Raw genomic sequence first — 3000 nt, 5'->3', positions numbered from 1 at the left:
AGCGCTCCCCGCCGCGGTGGCTGCGGCCGTGCCTTGGCCGGCCAGGGCCTGCTGGATGGCGCGGGTGGCGTCGGCGAGCTGGCCGGTGCGCATCAGCGGAGTGACCTCGTTCAGAAGCTGCTTGACCTTCTTGTTCCAGTCCATGGGGAATCCTTTCGAAAAGCGGGCCGCGGGGGCCCTGGCGTGCGGGGGCGGCACCGGGGCCCCCAGGGGCGCTGCGTGCCGCGTTCGTCTCGTCGTGTCTCTTGTCTCGCCGCCGCCTTCGAATCGGGCCGGTCTGCCATGGTGGTCCGGTCGCCAGCGCCGAAGGCGCGGGTCCGTCCCTTGTCGTCGTGTCCACCGGCGCGTGCCGGTGGGTGTCAGCCGATGCGGCCGGCCAGCGCGGCCTTGACCGCCGCGCTGGCGTGCAGCGCCCCCAGCACATGGACCGAGGCGATGGTCGCCTGGGCCAATGCAGGGGGCACGTCGTCGTCGATGGTGCACAGGCCCAGCACGCGGATCTCCAGCGTCTGCCCTGCGGCCTGGACGGCCTCCAGTTCGGCCCGGCCGAACCGCTGCAGCCCCAGCACCAGCGTCTTGCGGGCCACCACCTGCCGCACCGCATCGGCCTGCGCAACCAGCTGGTTGCGGATCGCGGTGCGGATGAAGTCCGTGCGGTTCGAATAGAACCCCTCGGACACCAGCAGGTCGATGTGGCCGAGGTCCACATACCCCAGGTTGATCGTCACCTTCTCCGAATCGGGAACCTTGTTGCTGCGCTCGAGTACCGTCGTTGCCATAAAAACCTCGTTTTTCCATCCCATTGGATGGTAAATGGATGGTCTATGGAATCTTTCAAGGTCGTCCGACCAAAATAAAGGGGCCCGAAGGCCCCTGTCATTGCCAGGGTGCAGCGGGCTTCAGCCGGCGCCGCGCCCGCCCCCGCTGCCTGCCGCGCCCTGGCGCGACTGCACCTGGTTGCCGCTGCCGATGTGCGCATCACGGTCGTGCCGGCTTTCCGGCGTGCGCTGGGCTTCGTTCTTTTGGGTGGGCTCCTGGTTGCCTTGGCGGTTGTGGTCGTTTTCCACTTTGCCCTTGCCGGGCTCCTGCTTGTCGTTGGCCATGGTGTGTCTCCTTGCGAACGGGGGAATGAAACGATGGGATCGATGGGGGGAGCGAACGGCTGCGCTCAGGACAGCGACAGTTCCTTGTGCTCGCCCATGTCCTTGGGCGGGTTGCCCGTGACGGCCGCCTTGGCCATCTTGAACAGCTGGGTCATCTTGCTTTCCTTGACGTCCCAGTACTCGGCGTGGCTGATGTGGATGGCCAGCAGCACGAGGTTGGGGTCGTTCACGCCGTCCGGAAACCAGGCCTTCGCCATGGGCGACCATAGGGCCTCTTTCTTGGCGATGTCTTCGATGAAGCCGGCCGCGCCGGACAGCGAAACATAGCTGTCCTTCTCAGGGTTGGAGTAGGTCACGTTGACCTGGCTGTCCGAGCGCAGGCGTTCGAACAGCTCTCCGTCGCGCGGGATGAAGAAGAACAGTTGCGACTGTTCATCGATGTCCTTGTTCTGAGTCGTCAGGGGGTGGGCATGCAGCATGCCGCTGGCGGCGCGGTGCGTGAGCATGCCAAAGCGGATGTCCTTGATCAGCCGCCACAGCGTGGCGTGGGGGGAGGTGGTGTCGTCGTTGCTCATGGGTGTCTCCGGCAAGCAGGGAAGGAGGCCGAACGCCGCGCGCACTGGGCGCGCGGTGTGGGAGGGAGGTCCCAATGTAGGGGGGCCCTGCTGCGCCCACGGTCGGCTCGCGGCCCGGGGCCCTGTGGGGCATGTCCGACATCTCCGCGCGGGCCGGGCTCAGGCCGCCGGGCGCCGCTCCAGCGCGAAGGGCGGCAGGCCCTTGAGCAGCCGCTGCCCATACGACGTGCGCACCAGCCGCTTGTCGTAGCAGTACACGTGGGCGCGGTCTTCCTCCGTGCGGATCGCGCGGCCCACCCATTGCGCCAGGCGGATGGCCGTGGCCGGCACCACCAGTTCGCTGAACGGGTCGCGCCCCGCGGCCCGCAGCCATTCGGCGCGCGACTCGCCCACCGGGTCGTCGGGCGGCGCGAACGGCAGCTTGGTGATGAACAGCGATTCGCACAGCGCACCGGGCAGGTCCAGCCCCTCGCCGAACGACTGCATGCCGAAGATGATGGACGGCTCGCCGCTTGCCACGCGCTCGCGGTGGCGCGCCAGCAGCTGGGTGCGGGGCAGCGCGGTCTGCACCAGCACGCTGCCGCGCATGGCGGTGGGCAGCGCATCGACGGCCTGGCGCATCTGGTCGCGCGAGGTGAAGAGCACCAGCGCGCCGGACTCGACCATGGCCAGGTCGGTCAGCAGCGCATCCACCATCTCGGCGGTGAAGGCCTGGGCCTCGCGCGGGTCGGCCACGGTCTCGGTGGCGATCAGCGTGCCCTGCAGCGCGTAGTCGAACGGGCTGGGCACCTCCAGGGTGGTGACGGTCTCGTCGCCGAACAGCCCCGCCTCGCGCAGGAAGAAGTCGAACTGCCCGCAGCTCGTCAGCGTGGCCGAGGTGAGCACCGCCCCGCGCACGGCCGACCACAGGTGGTGGCGCAGCGTGTTGCCCGGCAGGATGGGGCTGGCGTGCGCCTTCACGACGATGAAGTCGCCCTCCACCTCCAGCGTGAACCATTTGGCGGCGGGCACGGCGCCCTCGGGCGCGTCCTGCAGCAGCAGTTGCGCGGTGGCGTGCACGCCCTCCAGCCGGGGCGCGAGCGCGCCGACCTGGGCATAGAGCGTGGACAGGCGCCGCGCCTCGTCGGGCTTGTCGCGGATCTCGGCGCGCAGGGCCTTGGCGATGGCGCGCAGCGCGTTCAGAAAGCCCTCGGCGTGGTGCGCCATCTGGCCCAGCGGCTCCACCAGAATGCATCACCCGCGCCGGGTCCCTCGAAGGCGGCTTGCGCTATTACGTCGGCGCGGCCAATCTGCCCGACGATGGCGGGTACGCCGCCAAGGTG

The 3000-nt window shown here is 69.0% G+C and carries 3 protein-coding genes and 2 pseudogenes; 1 reads left to right on the top strand and 4 read right to left on the bottom strand.

Annotation, left to right across the window (positions count from 1 at the left end; translation table 11 throughout):
* Positions 1-359: 359 nt before the first annotated feature.
* The 4 genes and pseudogenes from AC27IQ_RS21535 to AC27IQ_RS21520 form a co-directional block, all read right to left on the bottom strand.
* On the bottom strand, positions 360-779 hold the full coding sequence (locus tag AC27IQ_RS21535; RefSeq protein WP_487090727.1) for a CopG family transcriptional regulator: 420 nt from the start codon (positions 777-779) through the stop codon (positions 360-362).
* A gap of 120 nt (positions 780-899) precedes the next feature.
* The gene (locus tag AC27IQ_RS21530; protein ID WP_284430586.1) at positions 900-1103 is read right to left on the bottom strand and encodes a hypothetical protein; all 204 of its coding nucleotides are present in this window, start codon (positions 1101-1103) and stop codon (positions 900-902) included.
* Between the two features lie 65 nt (positions 1104-1168).
* The gene (locus tag AC27IQ_RS21525; protein WP_284400527.1) at positions 1169-1678 is read right to left on the bottom strand and encodes a pyridoxamine 5'-phosphate oxidase family protein; all 510 of its coding nucleotides are present in this window, start codon (positions 1676-1678) and stop codon (positions 1169-1171) included.
* 159 nt (positions 1679-1837) lie between these two features.
* Positions 1838-2905 (bottom strand): annotated as a pseudogene (locus tag AC27IQ_RS21520) (helicase C-terminal domain-containing protein); the annotation flags it as partial.
* Between AC27IQ_RS21520 and AC27IQ_RS21515 the strand changes: the two are divergent.
* Positions 2905-3000: pseudogene (locus tag AC27IQ_RS21515) on the top strand (lytic transglycosylase domain-containing protein); the annotation flags it as partial. The pseudogenes AC27IQ_RS21520 and AC27IQ_RS21515 sit on opposite strands and share 1 nt — an antisense overlap.

It is taken from the genome of Acidovorax sp. KPB24-07 (assembly GCF_057543315.1).
The sequence above is the reverse complement of the archived record's forward strand: the minus strand, read 5'-3'. Positions and strand labels throughout refer to the sequence as shown.

What these genes read in the sequence shown, in the direction of transcription:
- AC27IQ_RS21535 (WP_487090727.1), bottom strand. Translation starts at nt 779, where the DNA reads ATGGCAACGACGGTACTCGAGCGCAGCAACAAGGTTCCCGATTCGGAG.
- AC27IQ_RS21530 (WP_284430586.1), bottom strand. Translation starts at nt 1,103, where the DNA reads ATGGCCAACGACAAGCAGGAGCCCGGCAAGGGCAAAGTGGAAAACGAC.
- AC27IQ_RS21525 (WP_284400527.1), bottom strand. Translation starts at nt 1,678, where the DNA reads ATGAGCAACGACGACACCACCTCCCCCCACGCCACGCTGTGGCGGCTG.